This is a genomic window from Candidatus Arsenophonus triatominarum (genome assembly GCF_001640365.1).
GTDB classification, from domain to species: Bacteria; Pseudomonadota; Gammaproteobacteria; order Enterobacterales; family Enterobacteriaceae; genus Arsenophonus; species Arsenophonus triatominarum.
Window position 1 is genome coordinate 205,172 of record NZ_LWMI01000010.1, and the last position, 18,202, is coordinate 223,373.

At 37.6% G+C, this 18,202-nt stretch carries 18 protein-coding genes and 1 pseudogene; 13 read left to right on the plus strand and 6 right to left on the minus strand.

Annotated elements, in window-relative coordinates; translation table 11 throughout:
• The first annotated feature begins 26 nt into the window (after window positions 1–26).
• The gene (locus tag AYJ55_RS09355; RefSeq protein ID WP_063655835.1) at window positions 27–926 is read left to right on the plus strand and encodes a transposase family protein; all 900 of its coding nucleotides are present in this window, start codon (window positions 27–29) and stop codon (window positions 924–926) included.
• A gap of 39 nt (window positions 927–965) precedes the next feature.
• On the opposite strand, the pseudogene AYJ55_RS09360 reads toward AYJ55_RS09355, so the two are convergent.
• Both AYJ55_RS09360 and fumC read right to left on the minus strand, forming a co-directional pair.
• A pseudogene (locus AYJ55_RS09360) lies at window positions 966–1,516 on the minus strand (transposase); the annotation flags it as partial.
• Between the two features lie 105 nt (window positions 1,517–1,621).
• A complete protein-coding gene (gene fumC, locus AYJ55_RS09365) occupies window positions 1,622–3,019 on the minus strand; it encodes a class II fumarate hydratase (RefSeq protein ID WP_063655840.1) in 1,398 nt (465 codons plus the stop codon).
• A 165-nt stretch (window positions 3,020–3,184) separates the two neighbouring features.
• Here fumC and manA point away from each other — a divergent pair, with 165 nt between their 5' ends.
• From manA to AYJ55_RS30640, 3 genes are all read left to right on the plus strand, one after another.
• Window positions 3,185–4,360, plus strand: coding sequence for a mannose-6-phosphate isomerase (manA, locus tag AYJ55_RS09370; protein WP_063655842.1), 1,176 nt, complete (start codon window positions 3,185–3,187; stop codon window positions 4,358–4,360).
• 89 nt (window positions 4,361–4,449) lie between these two features.
• A complete protein-coding gene (locus AYJ55_RS09375; RefSeq protein WP_063655845.1) occupies window positions 4,450–6,042 on the plus strand; it encodes a YdgA family protein in 1,593 nt (530 codons plus the stop codon).
• A gap of 11 nt (window positions 6,043–6,053) precedes the next feature.
• A complete protein-coding gene (locus tag AYJ55_RS30640) occupies window positions 6,054–6,299 on the plus strand; it encodes a hypothetical protein (RefSeq protein ID WP_187153214.1) in 246 nt (81 codons plus the stop codon).
• A gap of 19 nt (window positions 6,300–6,318) precedes the next feature.
• Here AYJ55_RS30640 and AYJ55_RS09385 read toward each other — a convergent pair whose 3' ends face one another.
• Window positions 6,319–6,834: a transposase gene (locus tag AYJ55_RS09385; RefSeq protein ID WP_342668156.1), complete on the minus strand. Its 516-nt coding sequence runs from the start codon at window positions 6,832–6,834 to the stop codon at window positions 6,319–6,321.
• On the minus strand, window positions 6,758–7,123 hold the full coding sequence (locus AYJ55_RS09390) for an IS630 transposase-related protein (protein WP_063653415.1): 366 nt from the start codon (window positions 7,121–7,123) through the stop codon (window positions 6,758–6,760). Before AYJ55_RS09390 ends, AYJ55_RS09385 begins: the two co-directional genes overlap by 77 nt.
• Before the next feature lie 65 nt (window positions 7,124–7,188).
• Here AYJ55_RS09390 and AYJ55_RS36645 point away from each other — a divergent pair, with 65 nt between their 5' ends.
• On the plus strand, window positions 7,189–7,419 hold the full coding sequence (locus tag AYJ55_RS36645) for a hypothetical protein (protein ID WP_483771132.1): 231 nt from the start codon (window positions 7,189–7,191) through the stop codon (window positions 7,417–7,419).
• 17 nt (window positions 7,420–7,436) lie between these two features.
• Here the strand turns inward: AYJ55_RS36645 and AYJ55_RS09395 are convergent, their stop codons facing one another.
• Both AYJ55_RS09395 and AYJ55_RS09400 read right to left on the minus strand, forming a co-directional pair.
• Window positions 7,437–8,408, minus strand: coding sequence for a bile acid:sodium symporter family protein (locus tag AYJ55_RS09395; protein ID WP_063655851.1), 972 nt, complete (start codon window positions 8,406–8,408; stop codon window positions 7,437–7,439).
• Window positions 8,409–8,456: 48 nt separating this feature from the next.
• Entirely contained in the window at window positions 8,457–9,503 is a 1,047-nt protein-coding gene (locus AYJ55_RS09400) for an oxidoreductase (protein WP_063655853.1), read from the minus strand.
• A 450-nt stretch (window positions 9,504–9,953) separates the two neighbouring features.
• On the opposite strand from AYJ55_RS09400, the gene rsxA reads away from it, so the two are divergent.
• From rsxA to AYJ55_RS09440, 8 genes are all read left to right on the plus strand, one after another.
• Window positions 9,954–10,535, plus strand: a complete 582-nt coding sequence (gene rsxA / locus AYJ55_RS09405) for an electron transport complex subunit RsxA (protein WP_063656281.1) — start codon at window positions 9,954–9,956, stop codon at window positions 10,533–10,535.
• Window positions 10,535–11,149 carry an electron transport complex subunit RsxB gene (gene rsxB / locus AYJ55_RS09410; RefSeq protein WP_063655855.1) on the plus strand — a complete coding sequence of 205 codons (615 nt, stop codon included), beginning with the start codon at window positions 10,535–10,537 and terminating at the stop codon, window positions 11,147–11,149. Before rsxA ends, rsxB begins: the two co-directional genes overlap by 1 nt.
• A complete protein-coding gene (gene rsxC / locus AYJ55_RS09415) occupies window positions 11,142–12,881 on the plus strand; it encodes an electron transport complex subunit RsxC (protein WP_063655857.1) in 1,740 nt (579 codons plus the stop codon). The genes rsxB and rsxC overlap by 8 nt, the downstream gene beginning before the upstream one ends.
• A gap of 26 nt (window positions 12,882–12,907) precedes the next feature.
• Window positions 12,908–13,993 carry an electron transport complex subunit RsxD gene (gene rsxD, locus AYJ55_RS09420; RefSeq protein WP_063655858.1) on the plus strand — a complete coding sequence of 362 codons (1,086 nt, stop codon included), beginning with the start codon at window positions 12,908–12,910 and terminating at the stop codon, window positions 13,991–13,993.
• Window positions 13,994–14,002: 9 nt separating this feature from the next.
• Entirely contained in the window at window positions 14,003–14,629 is a 627-nt protein-coding gene (rsxG, locus tag AYJ55_RS09425) for an electron transport complex subunit RsxG (protein WP_063655859.1), read from the plus strand.
• A gap of 5 nt (window positions 14,630–14,634) precedes the next feature.
• Window positions 14,635–15,369: an electron transport complex subunit E gene (locus tag AYJ55_RS09430; protein WP_063656282.1), complete on the plus strand. Its 735-nt coding sequence runs from the start codon at window positions 14,635–14,637 to the stop codon at window positions 15,367–15,369.
• A complete protein-coding gene (gene nth / locus AYJ55_RS09435; protein WP_063655860.1) occupies window positions 15,362–16,003 on the plus strand; it encodes an endonuclease III in 642 nt (213 codons plus the stop codon). Before AYJ55_RS09430 ends, nth begins: the two co-directional genes overlap by 8 nt.
• 132 nt (window positions 16,004–16,135) lie before the next feature.
• Window positions 16,136–18,085, plus strand: a complete 1,950-nt coding sequence (locus AYJ55_RS09440; protein WP_063655861.1) for an exoribonuclease II — start codon at window positions 16,136–16,138, stop codon at window positions 18,083–18,085.
• The last annotated feature ends 117 nt before the right edge of the window (window positions 18,086–18,202 follow it).

Sequence of the window (18,202 nt, forward strand, 5' to 3'; positions counted from 1 at the left end):
TTTAACTTAGAAAATAACGGTTTGAAATGATCAACAAAGAGCGGTTGTTACGAGATAATCGTTTATGTAAAGCAATCATTGGATTATCAGTCGAAGAATTGAAAAATTTAGCCGCTGAATTTTCAGCTTATTATTTGATTTATCGGAAAAAGAATCGAAAAGATCACGAGCGGCAGATGGGTGCAGGGCAGAAAGGATTTATCCCAACCCCATTAGATAAACTGCTTTTTATTTTATTGTATTTAAAATGTTATCCGACCTATGATTTGCAAGGACTTCTTTTTGGTTTAGATAGAACACGGGTATGTCGCTGGGTAAAAATATTATTGCCGGTTTTAGAGATGACCTTGGGGCGAGAATGTGTTTTGCCCGCTCGTCAAATTCGCTCTGCTGAGGAATTTTTTCGCGCCTTTCCTGGAGTTAAAGACGTCTTTATTGATGGGACAGAGCGACCTGTCCAAAAGCCTAAGAATCTGCGTCGGCGAAAAAAAATGTATTCGGGAAAGAAAAGACAGACCACTCGAAAAGGGCTTATTATGACTGACGAAACGAGGAAAATTGGATTTATCCCCATGATCAAAAATGGGCGCCGTCACGATAAACGCTTACTCGATAAAGTCGATATAATTCGCCATATTCCCCCTGAGGTAACCATCTGGGCCGATACCGGTTTTCAAGGTATAGATAAACAGCATCCTAATACACAAATCCCAAAAAAAGGAACTCGAAAAAGACCTTTATCGCCTGAACAAAAACAAGAAAATAAAATAATCTCGGGCATCCGTATTACGGTTGAACACGCCATCGCGGGTATCAAGCGCCTCGGTTGTATGACCCAAATTTTACGGAATCGTAGACCCTTTATTGATGATACCTTTTTACTCCTTAGTGCCGGTCTTTGGAATTTCCATCTCAGAACAGCCTAAAATTTACTTCAATCACCGAAATACCCTTATTTCACTATTAAGCAACACGCTTATTGCCTTATTGATATAGTGACCATCTGTTTTATCTTGTAATGAATGGCATCGAGCTAGACAAAAGGATAGAGCGCCTCCAGAGGGCGTTGTTGCCAGGCTTTTAATTCAGGGAGTAATTTGTCAGTAATATGCGTAATAGCTCCATCTGATATTTCCAGTCCATATAATTCTGCAACATGTTTTTGAATATCACGATAACTCATGCCTAATGCAAATAACGATAGGATTTTGTTATCAACATCCTCTGATAATTTTGTCTGATTTTTCTTAATGAGCTGAGGCTCAAAAGCACCTGACCTGTCTCTGGGCGTTTTCAGTTCAAATTGACCTGATGTCGATTTAACCGTTTTTCGAGTATAGCCATTTTTACGCGTATCGATTGACCTTGTCGATAGGTAGTGTTCTATTTCTGCCTGCAGGGCAGCTTCGGTCAGCTGTTTTATGAGTGGTGTGAGTATTCCATCCGTACCGAGTAAATTTTTACCTGATTGTAATTGCTTCAACGCTTCATCAAAATTAAATGATTGATTTCTCATATTGTCATACCTCTTTTTTTTGAGTTTAAGATATGACACAGATTTTTGAACACTACCTAAAAACGAGGTTATTAACTCGGTTTTCTTTTTTTATAAATATAAAAACTACTTTTTCATACTACCTACCATATTTTCAGGTCGCACCCAACTATCAAACTCTTCGGCTGTTAAATAAGCCAGTTTTAATGCGGCTTGCTTAAGCGTCAATCCTTCTTTATGTGCTTTTTTAGCAATTTCAGCGGCTTTGTCATAACCAATATGCGTATTTAGTGCAGTAACTAACATTAATGATTCATGTAATAATTTATCTATCCGCTGGCGATTAGGCTCAATACCTTTAGCGCAATGATCATTAAAACTATGCATACCATCCGCCAATAAACGAATTGATTGTAAAAAATTATCAATAATCATGGGGCGGAAAACATTGAGTTCAAAATTACCTGATGCTCCACCAATATTAATAGCGACATCATTCCCCATAACTTGAGCACAAAGCATAGTTAAAGCTTCACACTGAGTCGGATTAACTTTTCCTGGCATTATCGAACTACCAGGTTCATTTTCAGGGATCATAATTTCACCAATGCCACAACGCGGACCTGATGCTAACCACCTTACATCATTAGCGATTTTCATTAATGAAGCTGCTAAACCTTTTAAAGCACCATGGGCATGAACTAAAGCATCACAAGTAGCTAAAGATTCAAATTTATTAGGCGAAGTGACAAATGGTAGGCCGGATAATTTTGCAATTTTACTGGCGACTTTAATGGCATATTCAGGATGGGTATTTAAACCCGTACCTACCGCCGTTCCGCCTAATGCAAGTTCAGATAGATGAGGAATACTCTCTTCGATATGTCGGACATTATGAGCTAGCATTGCTCCCCACCCTGATATTTCTTGGCCTAATGTTAATGGTGTTGCATCTTGAAGATGCGTACGGCCAATTTTGACAATATCATTAAAGGCGTCAGATTTTTGCTTAAAAGTAGTTTGTAGTTCTTTTAATCTAGGTAACAGATGTTGATGTAAAGCAATAACAGCAGCTACATGCATTGCGGTTGGAAATACATCATTAGAACTCTGGCTTTTATTTACATCATCATTCGGGTGAATTAAGCGTTGCTGACCTCTTTTCCCACCTAAAATTTCACTCGCTCTGTTCGCCAATACTTCATTTATATTCATGTTAGTTTGCGTACCAGAGCCGGTCTGCCAGACTGCTAATGGAAATTCAGCCATATGCTTATTCGCTAAGACTTCATCAGCTGCGGCGATAATAGCATTAGCCTTATCCTTCGCTATCAACCCTAAATCGGTATTTACTTCAGCTGCTGCTTTTTTAGTTAATACCAATGCATGGATCAAGGCAACAGGCATTTTTTCCACTGAGATATGGAAATGTTGCAGTGAACGTTGCGTTTGAGCGCCCCATAGCCTATCTGCTGGGACTTTAATTTCACCCATTGAGTCTTTTTCAATGCGATATTCTGACATTATTATCTCCTTAGCATAAAATAATTGGATATGCATAATCCATCTTTGCAGATAAACTGATTGTACTTGAAATCATGCACTATTTTTAATTTAAAATGTGAGAGACAAGCGAGTTTATTGCATTACAGTTAAAAATAAATTTTTATCAACTAAGAGCAGTATTATATGTTTAAAATGATCAATAAAATTCAACACTATGATTGGGGAAGTAAAGATGCCCTAACTAAGCTTTACCATATCAAAAATCCTCAGCATTTACCGATGGCTGAATTATGGATGGGAGCACATCCTAAAGCCAGCTCTATTGTTGAAGATTTAAATACCGAGCAAAAAATATCGTTAGATAAACTAATCGCAACCGATCCAACCTATTACCTCGGTGAAAAAATTGCCCAAAAATTTCATCGATTATCTTTTTTATTCAAAGTGCTCTGTGCAGTTCAACCACTTTCAATCCAGGTACACCCAGATAAAATTGCTGCCGAAGTTGGGTTTAAGCGTGAAAACGCAGCTGGAATTGCGCTTGATTGTCCTAATCGTAATTATAAAGACGATAATCATAAGCCTGAATTGATTTATGCTTTAACCCCTTTCAAAGCGCTTAATTCATTTCGCCCTTTAAAGGAGAGCGCTAATTTATTGCTGCCGATTGCAGAAGCTTCACCAATTATTCAACTATTTTTAAAGACCCCAACAGAAACTCAACTGGCACAACTTTTTAAACACTTGTTAAGCTTGACAACAAAAGAAAAGCAACCGCTACTTGCAGCCTTAAAATCTGTTCTACAGCAAGAAAAAGGGGAACCTTGGAGCACGATAGAAAAAATGTTGCCATTATACCCTGAGGATAATGGATTATTTGCACCATTGTTACTGAATATTATTGAATTACAACCAGGTGAAGCAATGTTTCTCTATGCCAGAACGCCGCATGCTTATATTGAAGGTGTTGGTTTAGAAGTAATGGCCAATTCTGACAATGTACTGCGCGCGGGATTAACTAACAAACATATTGATATTGCTGAACTACTGGCTAATTTAGATTTCATTGCCAAACCCTGCGACACATTATTGCTACAACCGAATATACATAATAATGAATTTTGTTATCCTATTCCGGTAAATGATTTTGCTTTTTCCTTATATCTAATTGATAATCAATTGACTACGATAGCAAACAATTCAGCCACGATTTTATTTTGTGTTGAAGGTAAGATATCTATCACCTCAGAAAATCAAACTGCCGAGATCCTATCTGGGGAATCCATATTTATTTCTGCATCCGAAAGACAAGTTATGCTTAATGGAAAAGGTAAACTGGCCAGAGTTTTTAATTATTAGCAAAAATTAAAATACATGCAAAGCTGTATATAATATATTTTATTAAATTTGATCACTTTTACCCGCTAAAATCCTTAAGGGATGGATATATGAAGAAATCGTTAGTAGCTGTAGGTGTCATTGTAATTGTTGCCGTAATTTGGACAATTGGCTCTTGGTATACCGGAAAAAAAATTGAGGGAGAGTTTGATACTTTCATTGAACGTACTAATACCACATTAAAAAATAATGCACCAGAAGCTGGTATTAATGTTAAAATAGAAAATTATCAGCGAGGAATTTTCACTTCTAACGCAGACATCATTATTGATATAAAAGAGAATAGCGAAAGAAAAAATACCATTGTTAAATTTGCCACAAAAATCTTTCATGGACCCTTTCCTATTAACAAAACAGTTAAACTTAATCTGTTACCAAGATTAGCCTCAACCACTATTGAACTGGTTAAAAATGAAACCACTGAAGAACTATTCAAATATACTCAGGAGCAAGCATTCATAACTGGTGATGTTGACGTCGGTTTTAATGAAGGCCTAGATGCAAATTTAAATTTAAGTCCACTAGACGGTAATCCTTACGGAAAAAATATAACGTTTAGCGGTGGTACAATTAATTATGTGGGCAATACCGATCTTAAAGATATAAAAATTTCCGTTGTTAGTGATAATTTTGTTATCGGCAATAAAGAGAAAACGGAAAACATGATCCTTAAAGGACTCAATATCCAAAGTGATTTATCACTGACTCCGTTTAATTTCTATTCCGGCAAACAGACGCTTAATATTTCCGATATTAATTTTAATAGCGATGACATTAAATTTTCATTTAAAAATTTTGCTATTAACTTAGATTCTGTACTAAAAAACAATAGCATTGACGGTAAAATTTCTTATAGCATTAATGACCTTATCGCTAAAGAACAAAACTTAGGTTCTGGAGAACTTACGTTATTAATCGAAAGAATGGATGCTAAAGCGTTTGGTAATTTCCTAAAAAGTTATAATGATGAAATTGCTCACAACTTGGCAAATGGCAATCCTCTTTATAATGCAGATACTATTTTCGCACAGTTACTAGTTGAGAGTTTACCTAGCTTGTTGAAGAATAGTCCGAGAATTGTCATCGAACCTTTTTATTGGAAAAATAGTGCCGGTCAAAGCAATATCAAAATAGATATCGATATGAAGCCCTGGACATTGAATCAACTCTCTGTTTATAGCCAAAATAACCAATATTATCAGGTCATCAAAGCACTATTCAATGATTTTAATATCAATGTTAATTTATCAAAACCGATGTTGATAGAAATGCTTACCCAAACAGAAATACTAAGCTCAGATGATAAAGTGACCACACCGGAACAAAAAACATTATTTAGTCAGAAAGCAACCGCACAAATTAGTGAATTTGAAAGTTCAGCTAAACAAAATGTCTTTACATCACCGACAGAATACTTTCTCAGTGATGAGAAAAAAGCACAATTGAATGTAGATAGACCAATTTTGCCATGGATGCTGGTAACCAAAGATAATATGACGATGGATCTTCATTACGCCGGTGACGAACTGGAAATGAATAATCAAGCATTTAAATTAGTTCAGTTTTTAACTAATATTGGCTTGATGGACAATCCATCGTCTCAGCCTGCAACAACGCCGAAAACCACCCCACAATCAAATTAAACCTTAGTAAAATGACAAAAAAGCCAGTTAAAATACTGGCTCTTTTGTATCAATTTTTAATACCGAGGGTTTCTATGTCGAATAAAATTAATATCATAAAAGATCGACCTTTAATAAAACCTAGCCAGCAGCATAATCAGATAAAAACAAACTCATTAATTAGTAAAATAAAAAACTGTTTTGTAAAAAATAATATTCATATTTCAACTAAAATTGGTTCAAGTAAGGCTAAATTTTATCACCAACTCATGTTATAGCTAGGCGACTTAATTTTGATTACAGCATATGTATTAAAAACAGGTCATCGATAGTGCATCCTGTTTCCATCTTTTTACGTTTAGCTTGAGACCATTTATGTTCTATAGGATTTAAATCTGGTGAATACACAGGCAAATATTCTATCTGGTGTCCTGCGTTTATAATTGCCTGTTCAATATTCTTACCTTTGTGAAAGCTAGCGGAATTTTCAGGAAGTTCTGGGAGCAATATTTTTGTGATCCAAACATAAAAAACATCACGGTTAATATTGCAATCAAATAATCCGATAGCAAAAAGGGTTGTTCCCAATAAAGCGCCAATAACATTTGTTCTTCCCTTAGCGCCCCAGTTTTTCAGGCCAAAACAACGGTGACCTTTTGGGGAATAGCCGTGAGTTCGTGGAGTGTCATGTGAAAAACCACTTTCATCAATAAAAACAACAGATTTATCTTTTTTTTCATACTGTTGTCTTTTTTGCTGATGTGCCAGCCTGTCGCTTTCGTTGGTTTTTGGATGGAATAGAGTTTTTTTTATAGGTTAATCCCAGCTTTTTAAGGGATTGCCAAATAGTCTTTTTACAAACACCGAATCGCTCTGCCCGTTCCTTTTGGTAAGCATCTGGATACTGTTCCACATCTTTTGCTAAAGCATTTTTATCGAGCTTCCTCTTACGTGGCGTTGAATTTTTTGGCTCTGGTCGTTTAAGCCAACGTACTAAAGACGCTTTTCCAATACGGAATTGTTTCGCAGTTTCTCGAATTGTTAAACCTTCGGCTTTCCTTACAGATATTACTTTACGTCGAAAATCAATTGTATAACTCATAACACACCTTGTAATCAAAATTAAGTCGCCTAGCTATACGTCTAAATCTTGACAGTTCAATTCAAATAAAGAATTATCATCTCACTTCACGACTTAATCTGGAATATAATTCCACAATAGAAAGTGTCGCCCTACAAGGATCACCAAAAAACTTACATTCAACTGAAAGCTTGTCTTTACCTGTTTTCCCCTTTCTATTGAGCCAAAACTTACTACAAGTTAAGCAAATGCAATGTGAAGAAAAGACACAAAATGAAAGAGTTAAATTAAATGGCTATGTATCATCAATTAAATAAGCTGAATAATTTTCATATTAACGACTCTTCTTAGCATAACGTTGTGCCAATAGCGCACATACCATTAATTGAATTTGATGAAAAATCATCACTGGCAGTAAAATAATACCAACTAGATGAGCAGGAAAAAGTATATTAGCCATAGGGACACCATTAACTAAACTCTTTTTAGAGCCACAAAATACTATTGTGATCTCATCGGCTTTACTAAAACCAAAATAGCGAGCGGTGTAAATATTAAATAAAACCACTATAGCAAGTAAAAAACCGCTAATAATCGCAATCATTAATAGCGACCAGCCATCAACTTTATACCATATCCCTTCAATAACCGCCTCACTAAAAGCGACATAAACCACTAATAAAATAGATGAACGATCAGAAATAGTGATTAATTTTCGATAGCGATTAATCCATTGTACCAGTAATGGCCTAAGTAAATGGCCTAATATAAATGGCAGCATAATTTGCAATAAAATAGCACCGATATTTGACAACAGCTCAATCTGTTGATGATTATCAATATCTATTAAGAAACTGACTAATATTGGCGACAAAAACACCCCTAACAAACTGGAAGCTGATGCACTACAAATGGCAGCGGCAACATTGCCGCCGGCAACAGAAGTAAACGCAATCGCAGACTGTACTGTCGCAGGTAAGGCGCAAAGGTAAAGAAATCCGATATAAACAGTCGGTAACATCCACTCAGGCACTAACGGCTTTAACGCTAAGCCAATAATCGGAAACAAAATAAAGGTACTGCAAAAAATTAACAGATGTAATCGCCAATGACCGATACCGGCAAAAATAGCCTGGCGTGAAAGTTTTGCGCTATGGAGAAAAAAAAGTAACGCAATGGCTATAGTCGTTAAATGTTGAAAGACTATTTTTACCTTACCTTGACAAGGGAAAAAGGAAGCAAGCATGATAGTCATTAACATAAGCAGCAAAAAATAATCAATTTGTAAACGACGCCACCAATACATAACGCTTCATTTAATATTTAAAAATATGAATAGGCAAAATGAATAAAATTAAAGCGCCAGCTCTACTGTGTGTTGCATTTTTGCCGACTCCATTCCCGCTTCAATCAATTTCATCACCAAAATAGCTTCTTCGGCGCTAACTGGATTAGGTGCATCATTAGTAATTGCCTGACGGATAGCACGATAATACTGACCATAATTACCCTGTTTAGTTTCTAATGGCTTAACGATCAGCTCACCATTTTGTGACAGCGTCACATTTCCATCGTGACTATCCTTACCCCAATCTTTTGCTGTTGGTAATTGCCCAGCTTTTAAACACTCTTCTTGTGGATCGAGACCATATTTTACATAACTGCCTTCCATACCATGTAGTAGATAAATCGGCGACTCTGCTGCTGCGATGGTGGTGGCATGTAAAACAACCTTTAAGGTTGGATAATTTAAGCAAACATGGAAATAATCAACTGCATCAGCTTTTGGCCTAATCATCGCTATATCGGCAAAAATCGATTTAGGTTGGCCAAAAAGTTGCAATACTTGATCAAGCATGTGAGGCGCCAAATCATACCATAGACCACTGCCCGCCTCTTTTGACTCTCGCCACCGTTGACGCACATCAGGCCGATAACGATCAAAATGCGATTCATAATATTTTAGCTCGCCTAATATTTGGTTTTCTAACAACGATTTCACCGTTAAAAAACCTGAGTCCCAGCGGCGATTGTGATAAACAGATAATAACTTACCTTTTGTTTGTGCTAATTGATTTAACGTTACAGCTTCTTGCACAGTCAAGGTAAACGGTTTATCGACGATTACATGTTTACCGGCTTCAAGTGCTTGTTTAGCCAATGGGAAATGGGTTTTATTTGGTGTTGGAATAACAATCAAAGAGACTTCTGGCTGCTCAGCCAAAAGTTGTTCAAGTAAAGCAAAAACAGGGACATTAGGCCAATCTTTTTTTACTTTTTGTTCATCACTACTTACAATAGCTGATAATTGAAATCCTTCTATTGTGGTAATAAAAGGAACATGAAAGGTTTTACCGGAAAAACCGTAACCAATCAAACCAACCTTAATTGGTTTATTCATAACTACCCCTTAAAACAATGACATGTCAAATTTAAAACCATATATTACAACCAGGACCAGCTGATGTATATTATTTAGCGTACCTTTTTATTTTTTAGCTGCAATCACTATTTTTCATTTTCTTAAAAATCATTAACTGACTAAAACACGAGTTTCGCACCAATAAAAAAACGCTCTATTTTTAAGTTTAATTCAGCATAATATATAAATAGAAAAAAACTTATAAATTAAAAGCAACTTATTGTAAATTAAACAAATTTATACGTTTTAGTAACTTGCAAATTAACCATTGCTTTTAAGCCATTTCTGGAATTTTACATGCCTGTGCGAAACTCGTGTAAAATTGACTTTCACACAAGATCGATAACCTATATGACTATCAGTTGCTATCATAGCCGACCATTTAGGTTTACAACTTCGACTGACTAAATGAAAAATTTAGGCGTTCAGATGACAGATTATTTTTTATTATTTATCGCTACCGTTTTGGTAAATAATTTCGTGCTGGTAAAATTTCTTGGCTTATGCCCTTTTATGGGGGTTACTAAAAAATTAGAAACTGCTATTGGTATGGGATTTGCTACAACATTTGTGATGACTTTAGCATCCATCTGTTCATGGCTCATGGATACATTGGTTTTAATACCGTTAGATTTAATCTATTTACGTACTTTAAGCTTTATATTAGTTATTGCTGTTGTTGTTCAATTTACTGAAATGGTGGTGCGCAAAACCAGCCCGACACTATACCGTCTTTTAGGTATTTTTTTACCGTTAATCACCACAAACTGTGCAGTTCTTGGTGTGGCTTTACTGAATATCAATCAATCGCATAATTTTTTACAATCTGCCGTTTACGGTTTTGCGGCTGCAGTAGGATTTTCTTTAGTGATGGTGCTATTTTCTGCCATCCGTGAACGTATCGCGGTGGCAAATGTTCCGGCTCCCTTTCGCGGTTCATCGATTGGTCTCATTACAGCCGGCCTAATGTCTTTAGCATTTATGGGATTTAGTGGTTTGGTAAAATTCTAATGGGTACTTTATTAATTGCAATCGGTGTTATTGCCGGATTTGGCCTTATTTTTGGTCTTATTTTAGGATTTGCCGCGCTTCGCTTTAAAGTAGAAGACGATCCAATAGTAGAAAAAATTGATCATATTTTACCACAAAGCCAGTGTGGCCAATGTGGCTATCCAGGTTGCCGCCCCTATGCTGAAGCAATTGCCAATAATGGTGAAACCATAAATAAGTGCGCTCCCGGCGGCGAACAAGCTATGTTAAAAATTGCCGAATTACTTAATGTAGAGCCACAAGCGCTTGATGAAGATAAATTAACGCTAGAACGGAAAGTTGCTTTTATTGATGAAGCCAACTGTATTGGCTGCACTAAATGTATTCAGGCTTGCCCCGTTGATGCAATTGTTGGAGCAACGCGCGCTATGCATACAGTGGTAGAAGATCTCTGTACCGGTTGTGATCTTTGTGTTGCCCCTTGCCCAACAGACTGTATTACGATGCTACCAATAAAAACCACCATCAAAAACTGGAAATGGGATCTCACTACTATTCCAGTAAAAAATATTACTACATCATCGAACTCAACACCGACCGTTACATTTGCTAGCAAGGAGCGAGCAAATGTTTAACTTTTTCAAAAAGCTTACTACAACTAAAGAAAAAATTTGGTCTTTTTCTGGTGGCATACATCCGCCTGAAATGAAAATACAGTCAAGCCAAGTTCCGTTAGTTACGCTTCCTTTAGCTGATGAATTGATTATTCCTATTCAGCAACATGTAGGCTCAGCGGGTGATATCATTGTTAAAACCAATGACTATGTTTTAAAAGGACAAGCATTAACTAAAGGTTGTGATCGTAGGATCCCTGTCCATGCTACGACTTCAGGTACTATTACTGACATAGCCCCCCATATAACCGCACACCCTTCCGGCCTAAAAGAGCTTTGTATTCGGCTAAAGCCAGATAGTAAAGATCAATGGTGTGAGCGCAAACCTTTACCCAACTACTTACAATATTCTGCTAAATTCTTATTGTCACATATCGAGCAAGCCGGTATAGCAGGATTAGGCGGCGCAGGCTTTCCGACGGCAACAAAGTTGAAAAATGGCAATAAGTTAATTAATACGTTGATTATCAATGCCGCAGAGTGTGAACCTTATATAACCGCCGATGATCGATTAATGCAGGAGCATGCTGATGAAATTATCGAAGGTATACTGATACTGATACATATTTTAAAACCGAAAGAAGTCATTATTGGTATTGAAGATAATAAGCCCGCAGCAATAGCCGCCTTAAAAGAAGCACTTTTAGGCCAAAAAGCTATGATTAAATTACGAGTGATCCCAACAAAGTATCCTTCAGGCGGCGCTAAACAATTAACTAAGATATTAACCGGCAAGGAGATACCTTGCGGTGTTCACTCTTCGTTCATTGGTATATTAATGCAAAATGTTGGTACTGTGTTTGCGATTAAACGAGCCATTATCGATGGTGAACCATTAATTGAACGGGCGGTTACATTAACCGGCGATGCTATACAAAAGCCTGGTAATTATTGGGTTCGTTTGGGTACCCCGATCAATTTTCTATTACAACAGGTCGGTCTGGTGCCACAATCAGAGCAAATGGTTATTATGGGAGGGCCACTAATGGGCTTTACTTTGTCTGATTTAATCACTCCTATTGTTAAAATTAGCAACTGTATCCTTGCTCCTACCATAGCAGAAATCGGTGAACCTAACAATGAAGAAGCTTGCATTCGCTGTGGTCTTTGTACCCAAGCTTGTCCAGCTAATTTATTACCACAACAACTTTATTGGTTTAGTCGAGGACAGGAGCATGAAAAAGCGGAACAATATAATTTATCCGATTGCATAGAATGTGGTGCTTGTACTTATGTTTGCCCAAGTAATATTCCACTTGTCCAATACTATCGACAAGAAAAGGCAGAAATTAAAGCCATTACTCAAGAAAAACAACGTTCATCGGATGCTAAGAAACGGTTTGAGGCTAAAAAAACCCGGCTTGAACGAGAAAAAATTCTGCGTCAGCAACGGCATAATCAAGCTGCGGTTAAGCCCGAAGCAACAGACAAAGCTGCAATTAATGCACAAAAAAATCAGGCTGACAATAGTAGAACTGAACCATTGAATAACCAAGCAGCGATTGAAGCGCGTCAAGCCAGAAAAGCCCAACTGCGTGCTATTCAAGCTGCCAGACAAGCAGCAGAAAACCAATCAGTTGCAGCAACAGAAGCAACAATCGAGCCGCAACCAGCTGATCCACGCAAAGCGGCCGTTGCCGCCGCTATTGCCAGGGTTAAAGCCAAACGTGATGCGCAGAGTAAAACTCCCTAATAATTGAACAATACATGAGCTGAAAAATGAAATTCAGACCAATACCGACTAATAGTCGGGTGAACCGGTTAAAAATGACGACTTCACCCTTTACTCATGAAAAACAAAGTACCAGTAAACTCATGCTGTGGGTTGTTATTGCTGCCATTCCCGGTATTGCCTGCCAAATTTACTTTTTTGGTAGTGGAACGATTTACCAAATTTTACTCGCTATCATAACTGCATTTATTTGTGAGGCAGCAGCTTTACAGCTACGAAAATTACCGGTTATAACTCATTTAAAAGATAATTCCGCCTTAGTAACCGCCTTATTATTGGCTATAAGTATTCCACCATTATCACCCTGGTGGCTGGTAGTTTTAGGTACGGCCTTTGCCATATTAATAGCTAAACACATCTATGGCGGATTAGGCCAAAATCCATTTAATCCAGCCATGGTAGGTTATGTGGTATTATTGATTTCATTTCCTGTTCAAATGACCAGTTGGTTACCCCCAATAGAGCTTCAATCGATCCATGCCGATACTTTAGCTAGCCTACAAGTCATTTTTTCCGGTCATACCGATGCAGGAGCAACTTTAAACCAATTAACGTTAGGTTTTGATGGTGTAACTCAAGCGACACCACTCGATAGCTTTAAAACGGGTTCACTAACACACTCAATTAGTCAAATACTGCAACAACCTATTTTACAAGGTTCTTTAGCTGGCATCGGTTGGCAATGGGTTAATATTGCTTATCTGTTTGGTGGCATTATTATGCTTTATCGCCGAATAATCAGCTGGCAAATTCCGCTGGCATTTTTAGCCACGCTAATATTCTGTTCATTATTGAGCTGGCTTATTATGCCATCACAATACGCTTCTCCTATGATACATCTCTTTTCAGGAGCAACCATGCTTGGTGCCTTTTTTATCGCTACCGATCCAGTTACGGCGGCAACTACACCGCGTGGTCGTCTTATTTATGGTGCAATGATTGGATTATTAATTTGGATCATTCGTGTTTATGGTGGTTATCCTGATGCTGTTGCTTTTGCGGTATTACTGGCCAATATCGCTGTACCACTCATTGATCACTATAGCCAGCCTCGTGTTTATGGCCATAAATAAGGAGTGGTTATGTTAAAATCCATTAGACATCATGGCTTGATATTAGCTGTTTTTGCTGCCGCTACCACTGGACTGACAGCAGCGGTTTATACCATCACAAAAAGTACCATCAATAACCAGCTACTTATCCAACAACAAAAACTGTTTGATCAAATTATTGCTCCTGAGTTTTATGATAATAATTTAACCAAAGAGTGTTACTTAGTAAGTAAAAATGAAGCATTAGGTAGCGAACTGCACCATCATCTCTATATTGCCAGAAAAGAGGGAAAACCGATTGCTGCCATCATAGAAAGTATCGCACCAGATGGTTACTCAGGAGCAATAAAATTGCTGGTCGCAGCCGATTTCCATGGTAAAGTGCTTGGTGTTCGTGTAACTGAACATCATGAAACACCTGGATTAGGTGATAAAATTGATATTCGTATTTCAAATTGGATCAACTATTTCTCAGGTAAAAAAATTGACTCAAAACATAGTCCCCATTGGGCGGTAAAAAAAGATGGTGGTGATTTTGACCAATTTACTGGCGCCACTATTACACCAAGAGCAGTTATTAATGCCACTGAGCGTGCTGCCTGGTTTATACAGTCGGTGCCGCAAAAATTATCAACTTATCCAGCATGCTCAAATTAATTACCATGAATGAAACTAAGAAACTTTTTATCCAAGGATTATGGAGAAACAATTCAGCACTGGTTCAATTATTAGGTCTGTGTCCGTTGCTAGCGGTTTCTTCGACAGCCACCAATGCGTTAGGACTGGGATTAGCAACAACATTAGTGTTGTTTTTCACTAATATTACTGTCTCAACTTTTCGTCATTGGATCCTAAGCGAAATACGTATTCCAATCTATGTAATGATTATTGCATCGGTCGTCTCCTCTGTGCAGATGTTAATTAACGCCTATGCAGTTGATTTATATCAGTCTTTAGGTATTTTTATTCCGCTGATTGTTACTAACTGTATTGTTATTGGGCGAGCTGAAGCTTACGCCGCCAAAAATAATGTCTATAACTCAGCAATTGATGGCTTAGCGATGGGAGCGGGTGCCACGATAGCACTGTTTTTTTTAGGTGCCATGCGAGAAATTTTAGGTAATGGTACGCTGTTTGATGGTGCAGATTTGCTGTTAGGAGAATGGGCGAAAATATTACGTATTGAAGTTATTCATCTTAATTCTCCTTTTTTATTAGCCATATTACCCCCAGGGGCTTTCATTGGATTAGGTTTGATGCTAGCAGGTAAATATTTAATCGATGAAAAAGTAAAAAAATATATTAGTCAGAAACAACAGCAATCTGCGGTAAAATCGGCGATATTCCCCAATAAAAATCATTTAGCAAAGGATCGAGAGCAAATAAAATATGAATAAACAAAAGCGGATAGACATCTTGACTCGCTTACGTGACAACAATCCAACACCAACAACGGAGCTTGTTTTTAATTCGCCTTTTGAATTACTTATTTCTGTATTACTTTCCGCTCAAGCAACCGATATTAGTGTCAATAAAGCAACGGCAAAACTCTACCCGATTGCAAATACCGCTGAAAAAATGCTAGCCCTAGGCATCGATGAAATAAAGCATTACATCAAAACAATTGGCTTATTTAATACCAAAGCTGAAAATATTATTAAAACCTGTCAGATATTAATTGATAAATATAATGGCCAGGTGCCGGAAAATCGCGAAGCCTTGGAATCCTTACCCGGTGTCGGCCGCAAAACGGCAAATGTGGTATTGAACACCGCCTTCGGCTGGCCAACAATTGCTGTTGATACCCATATTTTTCGCGTTTGTAATCGCACGAATTTTGCCCCAGGTAAGAATGTTATCGAGGTTGAACAAAAATTACTCAAAGTAGTGCCGATTGAATTTAAAGTGGATTGCCACCACTGGTTTATACTACACGGCCGTTACACGTGTATTGCCAGAAAGCCACGCTGTGGCTCTTGTATTATTGAAGATTTATGTGAATTTAACGACAAACAATACCCCGCAACCTAAACGATTAACAAACGGATTTTCAAGACAACTTTATATATGCCATTTATTGAAGTGACAAATATTATTATTCTGCTTGCCCATAGCACTCAACTTGTGGGTAAATTTTAATTTAACGACGCAAATACGGATAGTATGTTTCAAGATAACCCGCTGCTAGCGCAGCTAAAACAGCAATTACATGCCCAAACGCCTCGTGTTGAAGGGATTGTCAAAAGTACCGAAAAAGGTTTTGGTTTTCTTGAGGTCGATGGAACGAAAACTTATTTCATTCCACCACCACAAATGAAAAAAGTGATGCATGGTGATCGAATAATCGCCACCATTCACACAAATAAAGATCGTGAAATTGTTGAACCAGAACAATTAATTGAGCCCTTCCTTACCCGATTTGTAGGACGTATTCAAAAAAGAAATAATGATAATCGGCTTTATGTCAAACCCGATCACCCAGTATTAAAAGAAAATATTTTTTGTCGTCCGGCGCAACATATAGCTAATGATTTGATGCAAGATGATTGGGTAATAGCAGAAATCCGTCGTCATCCATTAAAAAATCAAGGCGGATTTCAAGCAGAAATAATCCAATATATTACCCATAGCGATGACCATTTTGCCCCTTGGTGGGTAACATTGAGTCGGCATCAATTAGAGCGCGAAGCTCCGGAAATGCAAAATTGTACCATTGGGGAGCAGACAGCAGAACGCCATGATCTTACTCACCTCAACTTTATTACCATTGACAGTGCCAGTACCGAAGATATGGATGATGCGCTTTATATAGAGCGTATTGGCGATGATCAATTGCGTCTATTTGTTGCCATTGCTGATCCAACCAGTTATATCACGGTAAATAGTGAGTTAGATACCATAGCCCAACAACGTTGCTATACCAATTACTTACCTGGCTTCAATATTCCGATGTTGCCACGTGAATTATCGGATAATTTGTGTTCTCTGCGTCCTAATGAGCGCCGCCCTGCACTAGTCTGTCAATTTGATATTAAACAAGATGGACAATTGGCTGAAAATATTCAATTTTGCCTGGCATGGGTCGAATCAAAAAATAAATTGGTATACGATGATGTCTCTGACTGGCTAGAACAGCAACAAGATAAATGGCAACCCGAAAATGAAATCATCAAACAGCAAATATTATTGCTTAATGAAATGTGCGAAAAACGTGCCGCCTGGCGCCTAACTCATGCATTAGTATTTAAAGAGCGTCCTGATTATTGCTTTGTACTTGATGAAAATGGTAATGTCACTAATATATTGGCAGAGAAACGGCGGATTGCTAATCGTATCGTCGAAGAAGCGATGATTGCAGCCAATCTTTGTGCAACAAAAGTATTAAAAGATAAATTAGCAACCGGTATTTTTAATGTTCATAATGGCTTTGAACCCAGTCAAATTGAGAACGTTGTTGCCATTTTGCAAGAACATGATATCGAACAAAATGCACAAACACTGTTAACACTTGAAGGATTTTGTCGTTTACGGCGTTTATTAGATGGCCAACCCACTCAATTTCTAGATAGTCGAATACGCCGTTTTCAAGCTTTTGCTGAAATTAAAACTACGCCAGCTGCCCATTATGGTTTGGGGTTTGATGCCTATGCAACCTGGACATCCCCTATCCGTAAGTATACAGATATCATCAATCACCGCTTTTTAAAAGCCATAATAAATAATGAGCAGCATAATATCACAAAGCCTTCTGAAACTTTGATGGCAAAAATTACTGATCGCAAGCGCGCTAATCGTTTAGCTGAACGCGATGTCGGTGACTGGTTATATGCGCGTTATCTAAAACCTTTCGCCAAAACTAACACTATTTTTGCTGCCGAAATAACCGACATTACGCGAGGTGGGCTCCGGATCCGTTTAACCGATAATGGTGCTAATGCCTTCATTCCGGCACCTTTTATCCATTCTGTACGGGAAGAAATACAGTGTAGTCAAGAAGCAGGTGCTATAATTATTAAAGGTGTTGCTGTTTATAAACTTAACGATGTGATTAATGTTCAACTTGAAGAAGTTCGAATGGAAACCCGCAATATTATTGCACGACTGGTATCCTAAGGACATTTCACAGATAGCTTACTGATAATAAGCTATTAAATAAAAACATAAAGCTGAAATATCAATAAGTTATAAAAATACAGCTCATTTAATATACGCATTTACAAACAAAAACAA